Consider the following 17,138-nt stretch of genomic DNA (forward strand, 5'->3'; position numbering starts at 1 on the left):
TTAATTCCCTCCCGAATATTCAATGATGGCGGTCAATGCCTCACTGCTCTCTAATATGTCATACACACCGGCTGAATCTTCAAAAGGAATTTCCAGTTGGACAAAGTCAGAAACATCGATCGCCTTTCGTTCCAATAAACGTATATAGGCTGCCAGATTTCGTCCTTCCGTCCAGCGAACATAATGATACGGGTAGTCAGTTGCCTCTTTTTCATAGCGAACATCATAACGACCTGGTCCCCCAGCTCTTGAAATCGTAATGACCGCTTCCTTAATGAACAACTGCTCTCGATTAAATTGCGGTTCTACATCTCCGACAATAACAATTCTCCCTTGCTTACGAACCCATTCAAGGCTACGGGAAGTTGTTTCAGAGTGTTTGCCGCCAGCACATAAGAGAACAGCATCTACACCATACCCGTTTGTAAAATCCATAATATGCTGTTCCATTTTTGTTAAATCCGAAAACACCTCAATGCCCGGTGTATCTTTCAGCATTACAGCTCTTTTTGCATTGGGCTCATAGCAGATGACCTCATAGCTAGCAGCAGCACAAATCTTTGCAATCATTTGTCCAAGTACACCTAACCCGATAACTACTACCGACTCACCAAACTGTAACTGTCCTTGGCGTATAGCATGAATGGCAATCGTACCGTGTGCTGCGAATGCGGCGTGCTTTGGCAAAACTTCTGCGGAACATTTAGCTACTAATGGTTCAGGTACAACAAGCTGCTCCATATGCCCAACATAAGGTGCACCATAGCAAGCAACCATATCACCTACTCGAACAGATTTAACACTTTGACCAACTTTCTTTACTTTACCAACGGCGCTATAGCCAAGCTGACGTACACCTTGTTTGCTTCCTTCAATTAATAACCGTTCAGTTCCTGGTGAAACAGCAGTATAATGCGTCTCTACCAATACTCCTGCCTCAAAAAGTTCAGGTTGTTCGATTTCAGCTATTTTCACGACTCCATCATGTGCTTGTAAAGCTTTCACTTTTCTCACCTGATTTCCATTTTGCTAAATTCTGTCTAACAAATGCATCATCTTGTAAATGCGGATACATTTTGTAAACACGAGTTATTTCTTCCGCTTGCCCTTCACTTAATATTTCATGGTCTGCCAAACACCAGTTTCCTTTTAACAACCCTTGTCTCGTCAATACTTCATTGATACCTGCAATGCTCCCTTTAAAGGCATGTGCCGGGTCAAAGAAAGCCGCATTCGCATCCGTCACTTCAATGGCTCTTGTTAACCAGCTTGCATCAATTTGCGCTTTATCCCGAATTGCCTTGATCTCATCAAAATATTGAACTGCTGTTTTTGCCCATACTGACCAGTGCCCTAACAGGCCGCCAACTATTTTTTTTTTAACGGTTTTGCCATTGATAGTAAATGCATATTCAGTTAATAAATCAATAATGATATTATCGTCATTTCCTGTATAAAGAGCGATTTCATCATAGCGTTCGCTATTGCATACTGCCCGAACAACATCTAATGTTTGATAGCGATTAAAAGGCGCCATTTTGATCGCTAATACATTTTCTATATTGGCAAGTTCATGCCAAAACTGATAGGTGAATACACGCCCGCCAACTGATGGCTGTAAATAGAAACCAACTACAGGAATGATTTTGGCAACTTCTCTCGTACGTTCTAATAACTGCGCTTCTGATAAATGCTGCAGTCCTCCCATACTTAGTAATGCTAAATCATAGCCCAGCGTTTTTAAAACTGTCGCTTCATTTTTTGCCTGTTCTACCGGACCACAAACACCTCCTATTTTTATGAAGGATTCAGGTACATTTGCTTTTTTCATCTCATCTATGGCAATTGATAGAACACGCTCATACAAGTTGTATTGCGGATCGCGAATTTCAAATTGTGTCGTATGAACACCAACAGCTAACCCCCCGACTCCCGCATCAATATAATATTTCGTCAAGGCACGCTGACTTATCTCATCCAATGTTTTGTCTTCGTTTAACGCCAATGGATGTGCCGGAATAAATGCACCGTCAAACAATGCCTTTTTTACCGCTTCATTCATTTAAAACGCCCCTTTTCTCTCTTGGAAATGCGTTGGTTTATTTAATGTTGCACCATCTAATTCCACCCAATTTGCAACCATATCAAGCATTTGCTCAACGGATACACGGGGATAGCCGAATAATTTATGGGCATGTGCCGCTGTATTTAATAATGCTGTTTCCTGTTCGACCCCTATAATGATTGCTTCCTTATTAAAGCGTTTTGCAAACTCCTTCGCCAGCCAGCGAACAGATAAGGTTTCAGGTCCCGTTACATTCAATATTTTTACTGGCGAGTCACAATGTAATAGCGAGCGAATCGCGTATTCGTTTGCATCCCCTTGCCAGATTACATTGACACTGCCCATCGTGACATCAACCGGCTCATTATTGTAGACAGATTTTGCAATTTCCAATAACACACCATATCGTAAATCAATTGCATAATTCAAACGGAACATGAGCATTTTTGTTTGAAAACGATTGGAGAAATTGGTGAAAATACGTTCTCTACCTAATGTGGACATTGCATATTCTCCAACCGGAATAGGAGTTACATCTTCTCCGCAATTTCCAGAAGTTACAGGAGTAAATGGGTAAATGTTACCAGAAGAAAATACAACGATATTTGAGTTTTTAAATTTATCCGCCACACGGCCAGGTACGTATGTATTCATCGCCCATGTGAAATGTTCGTTATTAACTGTACCGAATTTATTGCCCGCCATGAAAATGATATTCGGAATATTCGGCAACTGAGCAAGTTGCTCTTCATCCAGTAAGTCACAAGTAATTGTTTCAATTCCAGCCGACTCCAGTTGTTCTTTCATGTCTTTATTTGAAAATCTGGCGACACCGATGATTCGTTTCTCAATCCCTGCTTCTTCAGCAGCGCGCTTCGCCATTTTTGCTAAAGTAGGACCCATTTTACCTGCAATCCCTAAAATTAAAATGTCACCATCTATTTTCTTTATATCCTCTACTAATGCGGCGGACGGTTTTGTCATAAATTCTTCTAATTGTAATACCGTTTCCATAGCGGTCACCCCTTTGTAATTTGAATATTCTAAAATTTTCCTGTAAAATTATATTAATATGGATTTTTGGGAGGCACAGTCATTATGAATCAAGCAATTCCGTATACCTCACAAAGTATGATAGGGATTATTGTTCCTGGTATTTTGCAGGATACAATTAAAGACGCATTACGTGGATTCCCTAATATCCAGCCACACTATTTTTTAACACAAGACTTTATAATGACGGATGAGTTACAGCAATTTATATACGAATATGAAATGCTTGTCGCTGCAGATCCTTATATTTTTCAGCAATTAAAGTTATATGATTCTTCTTTGCAACTTTATCAAATTAATAGTAGAGCGCTTCAGCTTTACGAATTACTGTTAACCCATAAATTACAAAATGAACAGAAAGATTACTGTTTTGACTTGCTGCAACAAAGTACCATTTTGTCGATTACACATCAATTACAGCATAAAATTGATTTTGTGTTTTCTGTTGGCGAAACCGTTGAAGCCATATTAGATAATCATATGAGACATGCTAAACTTGGCTACTACCCTGTAACTACGATTGCATCTGTCTATGAATTATTATGTGAGCACAATATCGAATGTCGCTATTTAATTCCGACAAAGCAAGAATTGATTGTTGCTTTCGAAAGGGTCCTATTGGCTTCTAAAGGGCGACAAAACAAAGAAAGCCAGATTGTATATGGTTTAATTCAATTTGAATCAATCGTTAAACAAGAACAGTCTAAAGTGGAGCAAATACTGCAGCAGTTCACACAACAAATGGATGGTCATTTAATCATGTTGAATCCATTACAATATAGTTTTATTACGACACGTGGACAATTTGAGCGTGAAACTTTAGGATACAAACATTTGCCGCTGCTTTCCCGCTTTACGGAAGAGCTGCATATCAATTGCACAATCGGTGTCGGTTTTGGGATCAATGCAAATGATTCCGGACGTCATGCAAAACAAGCTCTCTACCAGGCAAATGAAAACGGACCAAACCTTTGTTATATCGTGCGTGAAGACAATAGTGTAATCGGTCCGATCGATACGACGGTTTTTATTAACTATGAACAGTACCCGCTGGTCATAACGGATTTAAGATTATTGGAGCGGGCCGAAAAAGCCGGTATGTCTGCTTCCTATATATCCAAATTAATGGGTCGTATTATGAAGCACCAAAAATTTATTTATACGGCTGAAGAACTTGCTCAAACACTGAACATTACGTTACGTAGTGCAAATCGGATCCTACTAAAATGGCTAGATGCAGGACTTGTTGATATTATCGGCGAGGAAAAGGTAGCCCACCGCGGTCGTCCTAAACGCATCTACTATATCCAGTTTTTAGAAGATATTAAAAATCAGTGATTTTTGCTTGCAACATACTTTATTTGTTCTAATAGTTTAATTGTTTGCAATGTGTCTGTTTGATCAATGGCACTTTTTCTTTCTATAAAAAATTGCACTATCGCATCAATCAGATGATCATAAAATCGGATATCTCCTTCAGCAATTTCAAACCATTCACTTTGCTGCTGTGTATGTGCTACAAACTGAAAACTTTGATGATGCTGTAAGTAACCGCGAATTGTAGATACTGTACCGTCTTGAAATGTTAACGTAATAAAGTGTTGCTGATTATTAAAAGTAACAGCTATGTCTTTGACAGAAGTTCCTTTTAACGCACTGATCATTTCCACTGCATGTATTCCATAGTAGGAATAGTCGAATTCCTGCAGCATCGGCAGAGGGGTTATAATGTCCACTGCCTCGATGCTTTTATGAGATTTTGCCAGTTGAATTTCTTCAGCAAAGCGTAATGCTGAGCAGCTCATCAAAGGGATTCCCTTTTCATTGGCAAGCTCTATAATAGAACTCGCCTGCTCATAATTTTGTGCCAATGGTTTATCGATAAATATAGGTTTATCAGATGCAGACAAATCTGCAAATTGCTCGAAATGCTGTGAGGCATCAACCGATGTAATGATAAACGCATCACAAATGTTTGCCAGTTCCTGTAGTGTAGTAATAAAAGGTATTCCATTTTTACGTAACTCCCCTGAAACTCGGTCAATTCGGTTTCTGCTTAATTCAATTGAAGATCCTCCGCGATAAGCGAATAGCTCATGACCTTTTTTCTTCAGCCTTTCACTAAACACCCATGCATGAGTTGAATCTGTTCCGATCATACCTATTTTCATAGAATCCCCCTATTTAATACCTGACATTGTAATCCCTTCTGTAAAATAACGTTGGAAGAAAATAAATATTAAAAATGTCGGTATAAATGAAATTGTTGCTCCTGCCATTTCGACACCGAAGTTCCCTTCTTTTCCAAGCATCGAGGCAAGACCAACTGTAACAGGGAACATCTTTTCATTTGTTAAATAAATTAATGGCTGGAATAAGTCATTCCAATTTGAAATAAAAGCAAAAGTTCCTACTGTCGCAATTACCGGAAATGACAGCGGCAAGATAATCTTGAAGAAGATTTGCCAGTCATTTGCACCGTCAATATAAGCGGCCTCTTCCAAATCTTTCGGTATCCCCTGTAAAAATTGTCGTACTAAAAATACCCCCATAATTGCCCATAATTCCGGTACAATCAATGCCCAATATGTATTAATCCATCCAAAATCGGCGAACATAATATATTTGGGAATAATAAATAACTGTTGTGGAATCATGATGACTGCCATGAAAATCCAAAAAATTGCTTCTTTACCCCAAAATTGCTTTTTCGCAAATATATAACCGAGTAGTGCCGCAAACAGCATTTGTGTAATAACAGGAATGACAGTAATAACGATAGAGTTCCAAATCCACCGTATAAAAATCCCATTTGTAAAAATTGTTATATAGTTTTGGATTGATGGATTGGTCGGCAGCCAAAACAGCGGATCAATCTGTGCCTGTTTCACTTCTTTTAATGACCCGAACACCATAATGATGAATGGCATTATAAAAATGACCGCTAATATTGCTAATGCTGTATAAGAGATTACTTTTTTCATTTATCTGCTCCTTCCCGCACCAGCTTAATAATAATTTGGATCTTTCCCAATATATTTACGTTGTATTAACGAGATAATTAGAATGATAAAGAACAACACATATGATAAAACTGCTGCATAGCTTAAATTCAAGCTTGTAAATCCTTGATGGTACAAGTAATACACGATTGTTGTTGTTGAGTAGTTCGGTCCCCCATTCGTTAACAAGAACGCCGAGTCGAAAATTTGGAATGAACCAATCGTTGTTGTAATCGCCACGTAAAAGTGAATAGGCTTTAACATCGGAAATGTAACTTTCCAGAAGATTTTCCATGGACTAGCACCATCGATACGTGCTGCTTCATACAATTGACGGTCGATGGATTGTAAACCCGCATAATAGTAAATCATTGTTGTACCCGCTACTTTAAAAATACTTAATCCTGCCAAGACTAGAAGTGCCTGTGATGAACTAGATAAAAACAGCTGCGGGTTAATACCGACAAAACCGATTAAATAGTTGATAAAGCCATCTTCTGTCCCACGGAACAGCCATCCCCAAATTCCTGCGATAATTACGAATGATGTAACAACAGGCAAGAAAAACAACCCTTTGAAAAACCCTGAAAATTTAACCCCTGAATTAATGATTACTGCCAAAATTAGGCCAAGTGCCATTGTCGGAACTATATAATAGATGGAAAACTTAACAGTATTCCATATTGCTTTCCAAGCGATTTCATCATCAAGTAGACTTTTCCAATGTTTTAACCCAACGAACTCTGGGTCCCCGATAATTTTCCAGTCATGAAATGTTAAATAAAAACTTAAAACAAATGGGTATACTTGAAAAATGATAAAATGAATAATTACTGGAATGAGCACGACATAGACTAATAAATTTTTGTTTAGCTCTCTTTTTATCCGTGCACTAAGTGATTGTTTAGAAGTTGTAGAGGTCACATGCCTCACCCTTTCTGTACTTGAAGTAATGAGAGAGTTTGATCTTCTAGACCAAACTCTCCTTTTAAATTATTTGTTAATTAACTTATCAATTGCGTCTGCCGATTTATCCGCAGCTTCCTGAGGAGATTGTTTTCCTTCTAACATTGCTTGAATTTCCGCTTGAACTAAAGGCATAATATTACGGCCTTCTGGATGAATAATACCTGGCTTCGCATATTGTGTGTACTCCGCTAACTGAGCCATATATTGTTGTGAATCGAAAATATCCTTCGCTTCATCACGTGTCGGGATATATTGTGTAATATTATTGAATGTACGTTGGTTATCTGTGTTTGTAACATACTTCATGAACTCTGCCGCAGCTTCCGGATTTTTAGAAATCGCCGAACCTACAAACATCCCAACAGTACCGTAAGTTAACTGCTCTGCATCTTTTAATGGAGGAGCAATAACAAAGTCAAATGGCTTCTCAGCTAATAAACGGTTTACCGAAATCCCAGAACCATTTACAGCTAATAATTTTCCGCCGAAGTACAGTGAGTCATGATCAAGCGCCGTAATTGAATCTTGAGGAATCCATCCCTTTGTATACATTTCGTTAATTAATTCAAATGACTTAACTGCTTCAGGCTTGTTAATTAAGATGTTATTATCTTCATCAATTACGTTACCGCCAGCTTGCCATAAAAATGGATAAAGCGTGTTATTTAAAGAACCTCCACCTGCATATGAGAAAGCATAATAACCTGCTGCTTTTGCCTTTTCAGCTAAAGCTTTAAATTCATCCCATGTTGTCGGAAGGCTGTTTTCATCTACGCCTAATTCCGTCAAAATATTTTTGTTATAAATTAAAGACTCTGCCGTTTGTAAAATTGGCATCCCATACTGTTTGCCTTTCCAGCTTGTTGCTTCGATGGCAGTCGGTACGAAGCCGCTTAACTCTTCATCTGTAACATATTGCGATATATCTAAAATTAATTGTTGCTCTGCATATTGTGGCATCTGGTCGGGAATTACATAGAATACGTCCGGACCTTGACCAGCCGCTAAAGCTGTTAAGATTTTTTGGTCACGATTTGCCCAAGGAATTTGTTCGAAGTTTACTTTAACCCCTGTTTCTGCTTCAAAGTCCGATGCAAATGTTTTCCACATATCCCCTTCACCTGTTGAGCCATCTGTATAAGGGTGTGCCCAAACTGTGATTTCGCCTGATAATCCTGAAGAATCTTCTGTATCTGTGTTAGCGCTTCCATTATCCGAATTGGTATTCGCATCTGTCGTTGTCGTTTCATCTTCGCTACATGCAGCCATTACAACAGAAAGCACTAATACTAAAAATAGCAGTCCCAACTTTTTAAAAATTGTATTACTCATAACCCATCCCCCTTTTCATTTTCCCTCTGTATAAAAATAGCAAAATAGCTATTTTTTCCAGACTACAAAAAAACGAGGAGGAACTCAAGTCCATTAAAAGTCCTTAATTTAAATTGTACAATTTTTCAGACTTATTTAATTTATAATAATAGCAAGGGGGGGATCATTATGACATTTTGGGACGGCTTTTACAGTTTTGGTGTTAAGCTATTAAAAATAATTTACTTGAACTTTCTATGGCTGTTTTTTTCTGCGATCGGACTTTTCGCTTTCGGTCTGTTTCCAGCGACGATTGCATTATTTACGATTACAAGACAATTTCTGCTCGATATTGATAAGCCGATTACTCGAACATTTTGGGAAGTGTATAAAAATGAGTGGGTTAGAGGAAATGGGTATGCGGTGATTAGCTATATTATCGTGCTCATTTTAGCAATCGACTTTTATGCTATTTATATGTTTGACTCTTTATCAATTCTTCTTATTCCGACTTTCATCATTGCCTTTATCATTTTTGGTACGTTGTTTTTCTTCTTTCCTGTATACGTCCATTTTGATCTAGCATTTTTGCCAATGATAAAACAAGCATTTTTATTTACGATTACTTCACCTTACACGGTCATTTTAAATGCGTTATGTATCGTATTGATCTATGGCATTTTCAATATTATGCCGGGTGCAATCCCTTTATTTGCAGGGAGTGTGCTTAGTTGGTTCGTTATGAAATTCTCGCTTCGTTCCTTTAAGAAAATTGAACAACGGAAAGTATCGGAGGCTGTAACATGATGAATGGACTGCACCCTGAACTCGTTGAAAGTATTGATCGTAAATTAAAAAATTCTCGTACATTCGAGCAACTGATCATGAACAGAACATTTGTCCATTATTCCGAGCAAAACTACCAACTTGAAAATTGTTTAATCGAAGAAATGATGATAGGAAATATACGAGTCATCCGTATACAGCCGAAGAATGCAGTACAAAATATGCCAGGCTTTATTTGGTTTCATGGCGGGGGTATGGTGTTCGGCAGTCCGGATGACAGCTTACCTTATGTAACAGATTTTGTACATAACTTCCAAGCGGTAGTGTTCATCCCGCAATATCGTCTCGCTCCGGAAAATCCTTATCCTGCTGCTCTAGAAGACGGGTATGAGCTGTTAAAGTGGATTAGTGAACATGCAAGTAGTCTGAATATAGATTCAATGAAAATAATTATAAGTGGTGGCAGTGCCGGGGGAAATTTGGCATTGGCCATTGCTTTAAAATCACGAGATGAAATAGGCCCAAAAATAGCAGCGGTTTTACCGTTGTACCCGATGCTGGATGCAAAAGAAAGGCCATTTCATAAAAAGTTTACTTCACCTGCTATATGGAATGCAGAAAAAAACAAAAAAAGTTGGCGTGCTTATTTACCGGGTACCGACAATATTTCTCCATACGCATCGCCTTTATATGCGAATGTTGAAGGACTTCCGCCTGTTTATACATTTATCGGAACTCACGATTTATTTTACGAGGAAGTATGTGAGTTTGTGGATAAGCTACAGCAAGCCCGTGTACAAGTCCAATTTGATATTTATCAAGGGTGTACACACGGATTTGATTTAGAAGAAATACCTATTGCCCGTGAAGCGAAAAACCGGCTTTTAGATATTATTTCGAAATTATTAAAGTAACCGCAATGTGGAGGCCCGTAGTATTTATCACGGACCTCCATTTTTTATGCCAATCCACTATATGGATAAAGCAAATTATTAGGATACACAATTTCTTTTTGATTTTTTACAAACATTGCCCCATCATCTATAAACACATCTTGCGCGACAGGAAGCTTTATATCATCCGGGGTAAAGCACAGCCTGATCTGTTCAGATTGAATTGGTAAACAACCGAGTATTTCCTGTATATTAACCGGCTCTTTAGAAATCACATCAATTAACTCCGCATGTTGGGCTGTTTCATTTAAAATGACAAATGCCTGAAAGTTTGGCACATAGTAAATACAATCTTGGTATTGGGTCAATGCATGGAACATCACAATATTTTCATTTTGAACCATACTCATTTTCTGACTAACAGGTTTTCTAAACACAGTTGTTTCATAAAATATGTTTCTTGTCGGTTTATCTTCCAAGTTAACTTTCTTTACTTCTGTATAAACCGGTTCAATGTCTTTTTTATCCACAGTAAATATAGATTGCGTCCGAGTTTCAAAACCAAACTTCGGATAAAAGTCCAATACTGTTTTGTTTGCAAACAAGTATATGATATTTGCATCCACATGATCTTCCATAACCTTTTCCATAAGCTGACGCGATAATCCTTTTCCTTGGAATGTTGGATTTGTCATAACAGTTCCAATTTGAACTGCTTTATACTGCCTGCCATCCAAAATCATCGTTCCATGACTGGTAGAAACATTGGCTACTATTTCACCTTCGGCTTCCAATACATAAGGACAATATGAATCGTTCCAATACCCTAGCTCATCCCATTGTCTAAAATCCAAACCAAAAGTATCATTTGCCAGTTTAAAGAAACTCCCTTTCAGCTGCGGATTAAGGCGCACAGCGTCCCCTTTTAGGAAATTCACTTCAATCCCTCCTTTTAAAATTGCTATTTTCGTAAATTATATTTCCTTCTGAAACAGTTAATACAACTTCTTCGTTTTCGTTAACTATATAAAAGTCAGCATCTTTATCAATTTCAATTGACCCTTTATTTTCAAACAACCCTAACAGCTTTGCACTGTTAGTTGCAGTCAGCTTAGCTAGTGTCACATCTGATATTCCGAGCCAGTCTTTCATATTTTTTCGGGCCTTGTTTAAATTCAGCGTACTTCCAGCAAGCGCGTCACTTCCGACTAATTTACATAATCCATCTTCTACCCGGACTTGTTGTCCACCTAAATCATAAATACCGTCTGTTAATCCGGTTGCGCGCATACTGTCTGATATTAATATCATTCGGTCTTCACCAATCGTGTCGTAAATAAAGCGAATCATGTCTGGATGAATATGAAATCCGTCAGCAATAATTTCCAGCATACACTCACTTTGCATTAATGCAACCTGCAAGCCGGGCTCCCGGTGATGGATCGGCCTCATCCCATTACAAAAATGAGTGGCATTCTGAATAAGCTGTTGTCCCAATAATGCCTTTGTCTCAGCATAGGTCGCATCTGAGTGACCAATGGATACTACAATGCCGTTATGTTTTAAGTACGTTGCAAGCTTATGGCCTTTATCTTGCTCTGCCGCTAGTGTAACAAGCTTAATTTCGTAGTGGGCAGACCTGTTTATATGGTCAAATTTGTCTACAGAAGGTTTTATAATAAACTGATCGGACTGTGCCCCTTTTTGAATCGGGTTAATGAAAGGACCTTCTAAATGTATGCCAGCAATTTTTGCACCTTTTACATTGTTTTTTTTATTCGCAATCGCTTGTACAACACGCTTGATTTGATTTTCTTCCGCAGTCATCGTTGTCGCTAAAAAGGTTGTCACCCCGTGTTTTGCAAGTGCCGTACTGATCGTATTTAGACTGCTTTCCTCTCCGTCCATTACATCAGCACCGGATATTCCGTGAATATGCTGATCAATCATCCCCGGCATCATTTTATAAGCTGTCTTTGTTTCTACCAGTTCGACCTGTTCAGGTAATTCACCCCTTTTGCAAAACTGAACTATTTTTCCACCTTCAATTACAGCGTAACAGTCATCCTCTATCCGCTGTTCCCGGACAATTTGAAGTGGTCCAATACACCATGTTTTTTCCATGAACATTTCCCCCCTCTACCGCATCTTATACATTTCCCATTATTAGCCTACCCTTATCATTTTTCAAGAAAATTCCTTTTAGAACAAAATAAAGAGGTTGGGAAAGAAGTAGAATAATAATTGGTTAAGGAGAAACCTCCTTATTAAGAAACGGAAATTTTTTAACGATCAGTAAAAAAATGCTATTTTTCTCTAAGAGAAAAATAGCATTTTTGGGTTATGTCCTACCCTCTTCTTAGAAAAAAATTAACGTTTATTAATTTCTTCCATTAAGATTTGGTTTGTTAATTGTGGGTTTGCTTGACCTTTAGAAGCTTTCATAATTTGGCCAAGAAGTGCTTTAATCGCACGGTCTTTACCAGCTTTGAAGTCTTCTACTGATTTTGCATCATTATCAAGAACAGTTGTTACGAAACCACGGATTACTTCCGGATCAGAAATTTGAACTAAGCCTTTTTCCTTCACAATTTTCGCAGCGTCTCCACCATTCGTTACTAACTCAGTGAATACTTTTTTCGCGATTTTAGAAGAAATTGTACCGTCCGAAATTAATTTCACCATACCAGCCAAGTTTTCCGGTGTTAGAGCTGTATTTTTCAGCTCTTTTTGTTCTGCATTTAAGTATGCAGAAATATCACCCATTAACCAGTTAGCTGATAATTTCGCATCAGCACCTGCGTTTACAGTTGCATCAAAGAAATCTGAAATCTCTTTGTTTACTACAAGTACGTTTGCATCATAATCATTTAAGCCTAATTCAGAAACATAACGTGCTTTACGAGCATCCGGTAATTCTGGAATCTCGTTACGTACGCGCTCTACCCATTCATCAGAAATTGAAAGACGCACTAAGTCCGGCTCTGGGAAGTAACGGTAATCATCTGTACCTTCTTTAACACGCATAAGAATTGTTTTACCTGTTTTCTCATCAAAACGGCGTGTTTCCTGCTCAATAACGCCACCAGCCATTAATACTTCTGCTTGGCGGATTTCTTCGTGCTCTAAACCACGACGGACAAAGTTGAATGAGTTTAAGTTTTTAAGCTCCGTTTTCGTACCGAACTCTTCTTGACCGTATGGACGGATTGAAATGTTCGCATCACAACGAAGAGAACCTTCCTCCATACGTACGTCAGAAACGCCTGTATATTGGATGATTGATTTTACTTTTTCAAGATAAGCATACGCTTCGTCTGGCGTGCGGATATCCGGCTCAGAAACGATTTCTACTAATGGCGTACCTTGACGGTTTAAGTCCACTAAAGAATAGCCATCAGCATGCGTTAATTTACCAGCATCTTCTTCCATGTGAAGACGTGTAATACCGATTTTCTTTTTGTAGCCTGGAGTATCACCTTTAGCTGGAATTTCGATTTCTACCCAACCGTTTTTACCGATTGGCTTATCAAATTGTGAAATTTGGTAAGCTTTCGGATTGTCCGGATAGAAGTAGTTTTTACGGTCGAACTTAGTTTCCTGTTCGATTTCCATGTTTAATGCTAAAGAAGCACGCATAGCGTAATCTACTACTTGTTTATTTAATACTGGTAAAACACCTGGATAACCAAGGTCGATTACTGTTGTATTTGTGTTTGGTTCCGCACCAAAGTGGTTTGGACTGCTAGAGAAGATTTTTGAGTTTGTTTTTAACTCAACGTGAATCTCTAAGCCAATGACTGTTTCAAAGTTCATTTTATTTTACCTCCCATAATGCTGGAGTTTGTTTAGCGAAATCTGTTTGTTGCTCATAAGCATATGCCACACGGTAAAGTGTTTCTTCATCGAAATGCTTACCGATAATTTGTAAACCTAATGGTAATCCGTTTTCAAAACCGCATGGAACTGAAATTGCCGGTACACCTGCTAAGTTGATTGGAATTGTTAAAATATCGTTTGCGTACATTGTCATTGGGTCGTCAATGTTTGCACCAATAGCGAATGCTGGTGTTGGTGCAGTTGGCCCGATGATTACATCATAGTTTTCGAACACTTTGTCATAATCAGCTTTGATTAAAGTACGTGCTTGTTGTGCTTTTTTATAGTAAGCATCATACGTACCAGCTGATAATGAATATGTTCCAAGCATAATACGACGTTTTACCTCATCGCCGAAACCTTCAGCACGAGATTGTTTGTACAGCTCTAATAAGTTTTTCGCGTTTTCTGAACGGTAGCCGTAACGAATACCATCGAAGCGTGAAAGGTTTGAAGAGGCTTCTGATGAAGAAAGGATGTAATAAGCTGCTAACGCGTATTTAGAGTGTGGTAATGATACCTCTTCTACTGTAGCACCTAACCCTTTTAATACTTCCAATGCATCAAGAACCGACTGTCTTGCTGCTTCGCCAACGCCTTCACCTAGGAATTCTTTTGGTACAGCAATTTTTAAGCCTTTAATATTACCGTCTAAAGCGGCTGCATAGTTTGGTACAGGCACATCCGCAGAAGTAGAATCCATTTCGTCTACACCTGAGATTGCTTCAAGTAATAATGCATTGTCTTTTACATTGCGTGTAATTGGTCCGATTTGGTCTAAAGAAGATGCGAATGCAACTAAACCAAAACGAGATACACGACCATATGTAGGTTTCATTCCTACAACACCACAGTAGGCTGCTGGTTGACGGATTGATCCACCCGTATCAGAACCTAGTGAAAATGGTACTTCACCCGCTGCAACTGCAGCTGCAGATGCACCTGAAGAACCACCTGGCACATGCGAAAGATTCCATGGGTTTTTAGTTGTTTTATAAGCCGAGTTTTCATTTGAAGAACCCATTGCGAATTCATCCATATTCAATTTACCGACTGTGATCATGCCTGCATCACGTAATTTTTTTACGATTGTTGCATCGTAAATTGGCATAAAACCTTCCAGAATTTTAGAAGCACAAGTTGTTTCCAATCCTTCTGTTACGATATTATCCTTTACACCAATCGGCATACCGAATAATGGACCGCGCTCCTCAAAAGGAACTTGATCTAATTCAGCTGCTTTTGCAGTTGCTTGTTCTTTATTTAATGCTAAGAAAGCTTGTACATCGCCGTCCAACTTTTCAATGCGGTCAAACGCTTCTTTTGTTAAATCCGCAATTGTTAGTTCACCCGACTTTAAGCTCTCTTGCAATTGTGCTGATGTGCGCTCAAATACTGTCATGCGAGTGGTTCCTCCTATTACTCCATAATTGATGGTACTTTAATTTGACCTGCTTCTTGTTCTTTTACGTTCAGCATTACTTTTTCAAGAGGTAAGCCTTCTTTTGCTACGTCCTCACGAAGTACGTTCACTAAAGGTAAAACATGTGAAGTCGGTTCTACATTTGTTGTATCTAATTCATTTAACTGCTCTGCGAAATCAGTAATTTTCCCTAGTTGTTCAGCAAATTTCTCTGCTTCCTCTTCTGTAATAGCAAGGCGAGCTAAGTGTGCTACGTGTTTTACTTCTTCTTTCGAAATTTTTGCCATTTGTTACACCTCCAAGTTATCGAATCAAATATACCTCGGCAAAATCCGGATCATCCGCCGGGTCTATATGTGGAGTCAGTGATTGTTTTGGATACCCGCTGATTCTACATAAACCATGCCCATAATGATAACATTTTTCCATGTAAAAATCTCCGCTTTAGGAAAAAATCCAGCAAACAATCCCCCACTTATGACGTTTTTTCGCCAAATTAACGCATTAACGTAATGAAGTAGATTTCTTTTACAAAAAGAAAATACCACACTCGTAAAAGTATGGTATTTTTCGAAAGATTTTACTCATAAATATGAATAAAAGGTTCATCTTCATTTGGTTCTTTAATAATCAGTACTTCGGGTCCGTTAACAGAGGTAATGCTCACCGAAATATACAGGTCAAGTGGTAAATGATTAAGCATTAAACCGGTCAAATACTGGGTAAATCCTGTAATTTCAGCTGTTCCGTAAAACTGGATCGGAATTTCGATATCAAGCTTCTGGACCTTTTTGTTCTGGTAAAAGCCAGTCGCAAACACGCTCGTGAAGTTTGAGAAATACTTGTCGACATCTTGTTTGAAGTTTTGGAAATTCGTATTCAGGTCACGATATACATCATCCGGTGAACTCATCGGGAAAGTAACGTATTTTTCATCGATTACCTTCCATTCACCCAATTCTGTCTTTCCTTTATCCGCAAAATTATAGTCCGTATACGTTCCCGGCACAATTGCATTTCTTTCAGCCTGTTTAAATAGAGCAATGACGATTGGAACATCTGCCAGTTCCGGACGGGCACGCAATCGATTGATCACTTCCTGCGCTATTTTTTTACCTTCTGCATCTATTTTTGCATCCGGAATTTTCTCTTCAAAAAATTCTCCATACTGCTCTTTTTGATAATAGTAAACTGAATTTAATGCTAAACCGATTGAAACACCAGCCAGCTTTACTTTGTTCTCATCGGTTTTTGTTAAATAATTTTGTTCCACAATATGTGCCAAATAAACTGGCGCTTCTGTCGCTTTTACAGTCGGATCCATTTCCTTGCCTGTCGCCTCATCCACACTTGATGGGTTTAGACCTTGGTACTCCGGTCCTTTATCTTCAGTTTGATTTGGACGGGCCAGCCAGTATTTCAATGTTTCTTCATCTAAATACTGACCTTCCTGGAAGTAATAGTTTTCCGTATCAAAATGATTTTGCGAAATACGCATTAAGCCTGTTTCGACTTCCTTCATATCGTACTTCGTATAAATATTGGAAACAACTAAACCACGGCTTGCACTTTCCTTATATGGAATCAATGTACGATAAAATTTATCGTTTATTTGCATATTCGGGATAATTGTTGTTTCCACAGCTTGTTCTGTATCTGATTCTTGCGTCAGTTCTGTATCAGGTGTGAGGTTTGGCGCACACGCTGACAACATCGCCGCTACAATTATCGCAGGTATCCAGCGATAACGTTTCATG

Annotated in this window: 16 protein-coding genes; 3 read left to right on the forward strand and 13 right to left on the reverse strand. The window is 38.5% G+C overall.

The features are described from left to right. From MHB58_RS18145 to MHB58_RS18155, 3 genes are read right to left on the reverse strand one after another with little or no spacing between them, the layout of a single operon-like run. Window positions 1-1,005 (reverse strand): zinc-dependent alcohol dehydrogenase, encoded by a 1,005-nt coding sequence (locus MHB58_RS18145; RefSeq protein WP_340735781.1) that lies wholly within the window; start codon window positions 1,003-1,005, stop codon window positions 1-3. After that, window positions 983-2,062: a dihydrodipicolinate synthase family protein gene (locus tag MHB58_RS18150; RefSeq protein ID WP_014822604.1), complete on the reverse strand. Its 1,080-nt coding sequence runs from the start codon at window positions 2,060-2,062 to the stop codon at window positions 983-985. Before MHB58_RS18150 ends, MHB58_RS18145 begins: the two co-directional genes overlap by 23 nt. Next, entirely contained in the window at window positions 2,063-3,079 is a 1,017-nt protein-coding gene (locus MHB58_RS18155) for an NAD-dependent epimerase/dehydratase family protein (RefSeq protein WP_340735782.1), read from the reverse strand. A gap of 84 nt (window positions 3,080-3,163) precedes the next feature. Here MHB58_RS18155 and MHB58_RS18160 point away from each other — a divergent pair, with 84 nt between their 5' ends. Beyond that, window positions 3,164-4,456: a hypothetical protein gene (locus MHB58_RS18160; protein WP_008405490.1), complete on the forward strand. Its 1,293-nt coding sequence runs from the start codon at window positions 3,164-3,166 to the stop codon at window positions 4,454-4,456. Here MHB58_RS18160 and MHB58_RS18165 read toward each other — a convergent pair. The 4 genes from MHB58_RS18165 to MHB58_RS18180 form a co-directional block, all read right to left on the reverse strand. Beyond that, window positions 4,450-5,289: a Gfo/Idh/MocA family protein gene (locus tag MHB58_RS18165; RefSeq protein ID WP_340735783.1), complete on the reverse strand. Its 840-nt coding sequence runs from the start codon at window positions 5,287-5,289 to the stop codon at window positions 4,450-4,452. The two genes, MHB58_RS18160 and MHB58_RS18165, sit on opposite strands and share 7 nt — an antisense overlap. 9 nt (window positions 5,290-5,298) lie before the next feature. Further along, window positions 5,299-6,102 carry a carbohydrate ABC transporter permease gene (locus MHB58_RS18170; RefSeq protein WP_014822600.1) on the reverse strand — a complete coding sequence of 268 codons (804 nt, stop codon included), beginning with the start codon at window positions 6,100-6,102 and terminating at the stop codon, window positions 5,299-5,301. 24 nt (window positions 6,103-6,126) lie between these two features. Then, window positions 6,127-7,044 carry a carbohydrate ABC transporter permease gene (locus tag MHB58_RS18175; protein WP_340735784.1) on the reverse strand — a complete coding sequence of 306 codons (918 nt, stop codon included), beginning with the start codon at window positions 7,042-7,044 and terminating at the stop codon, window positions 6,127-6,129. Between the two features lie 69 nt (window positions 7,045-7,113). Then, the gene (locus MHB58_RS18180; RefSeq protein WP_340735785.1) at window positions 7,114-8,421 is read right to left on the reverse strand and encodes a sugar ABC transporter substrate-binding protein; all 1,308 of its coding nucleotides are present in this window, start codon (window positions 8,419-8,421) and stop codon (window positions 7,114-7,116) included. Window positions 8,422-8,589: 168 nt separating this feature from the next. On the opposite strand from MHB58_RS18180, the gene MHB58_RS18185 reads away from it, so the two are divergent. Both MHB58_RS18185 and MHB58_RS18190 read left to right on the forward strand, forming a co-directional pair. Further along, entirely contained in the window at window positions 8,590-9,207 is a 618-nt protein-coding gene (locus MHB58_RS18185) for a YesL family protein (protein WP_340735786.1), read from the forward strand. Then, window positions 9,204-10,100: an alpha/beta hydrolase gene (locus MHB58_RS18190; RefSeq protein ID WP_340735787.1), complete on the forward strand. Its 897-nt coding sequence runs from the start codon at window positions 9,204-9,206 to the stop codon at window positions 10,098-10,100. Before MHB58_RS18185 ends, MHB58_RS18190 begins: the two co-directional genes overlap by 4 nt. Before the next feature lie 44 nt (window positions 10,101-10,144). Here the strand turns inward: MHB58_RS18190 and MHB58_RS18195 are convergent, their stop codons facing one another. The 6 genes from MHB58_RS18195 to MHB58_RS18220 all read right to left on the reverse strand — a co-directional run bounded on the left by MHB58_RS18195 (window position 10,145) and on the right by MHB58_RS18220 (window position 17,137). Then, complete coding sequence (locus MHB58_RS18195; RefSeq protein WP_065217643.1) at window positions 10,145-11,017, reverse strand: GNAT family N-acetyltransferase; 873 nt, start codon at window positions 11,015-11,017, stop codon at window positions 10,145-10,147. A 1-nt stretch (window position 11,018) separates the two neighbouring features. Further along, the gene (nagA, locus tag MHB58_RS18200) at window positions 11,019-12,203 is read right to left on the reverse strand and encodes an N-acetylglucosamine-6-phosphate deacetylase (RefSeq protein WP_340735788.1); all 1,185 of its coding nucleotides are present in this window, start codon (window positions 12,201-12,203) and stop codon (window positions 11,019-11,021) included. 246 nt (window positions 12,204-12,449) lie between these two features. Next, window positions 12,450-13,895 carry an Asp-tRNA(Asn)/Glu-tRNA(Gln) amidotransferase subunit GatB gene (gatB, locus tag MHB58_RS18205; RefSeq protein WP_008409014.1) on the reverse strand — a complete coding sequence of 482 codons (1,446 nt, stop codon included), beginning with the start codon at window positions 13,893-13,895 and terminating at the stop codon, window positions 12,450-12,452. Between the two features lies 1 nt (window position 13,896). After that, a complete protein-coding gene (gene gatA / locus MHB58_RS18210) occupies window positions 13,897-15,360 on the reverse strand; it encodes an Asp-tRNA(Asn)/Glu-tRNA(Gln) amidotransferase subunit GatA (protein ID WP_340735789.1) in 1,464 nt (487 codons plus the stop codon). A 17-nt stretch (window positions 15,361-15,377) separates the two neighbouring features. After that, window positions 15,378-15,668 (reverse strand): Asp-tRNA(Asn)/Glu-tRNA(Gln) amidotransferase subunit GatC, encoded by a 291-nt coding sequence (gatC, locus tag MHB58_RS18215; RefSeq protein ID WP_008408705.1) that lies wholly within the window; start codon window positions 15,666-15,668, stop codon window positions 15,378-15,380. A gap of 293 nt (window positions 15,669-15,961) precedes the next feature. Continuing rightward, window positions 15,962-17,137 carry a CamS family sex pheromone protein gene (locus tag MHB58_RS18220; protein ID WP_008408707.1) on the reverse strand — a complete coding sequence of 392 codons (1,176 nt, stop codon included), beginning with the start codon at window positions 17,135-17,137 and terminating at the stop codon, window positions 15,962-15,964. Between the last annotated feature and the right edge of the window lies 1 nt (window position 17,138).

Origin of the sequence: Solibacillus sp. FSL K6-1554, assembly GCF_038005185.1 — a bacterium.
GTDB lineage: Bacteria > Bacillota > Bacilli > Bacillales_A > Planococcaceae > Solibacillus > Solibacillus silvestris.